Here is a 337-nt window from a genome sequence, read left to right on the forward strand (position 1 = left end):
TTTGGCATTCCGCGAAATCCAAAACAGCCTGCCGCAGGGAAGCGGGCAGGCTGTTGGTGTTTATGGCGCGTGGTTTAGAGGACGCGGGTGAGCAGCGTCAGCGACTCGTTCATACGCTTGTCCAGCGGCGCAAGCATCTCGGTGATGCGGCTGGAAGGCAGGCGCACGTCGTGAGCGTAGGGTGCAATACCCGGCTTGAAATGATTGGACGCAGCCATCTTCCAGCCGGGCATTGCACCGCTTTGGCATTCCGCGAAATCCAAAACAGCCTGCCGCAGGGAAGCGGGCAGGCTGTTGGTGTTTATGGCGCGTGGTTTAGAGGACGCGGGTGAGCAGC

At 60.2% G+C, this 337-nt stretch carries 1 pseudogene; it reads right to left on the bottom strand.

Features of this window, described 5'->3' with window-relative positions:
- Window positions 1-74 precede the first annotated feature (74 nt).
- Window positions 75-337, bottom strand: a pseudogene (locus C2I19_RS22350) (DUF1484 family protein); the annotation flags it as partial.

The organism is Chromobacterium alticapitis (assembly GCF_002924365.1).
Taxonomy (GTDB): domain Bacteria; phylum Pseudomonadota; class Gammaproteobacteria; order Burkholderiales; family Chromobacteriaceae; genus Chromobacterium; species Chromobacterium alticapitis.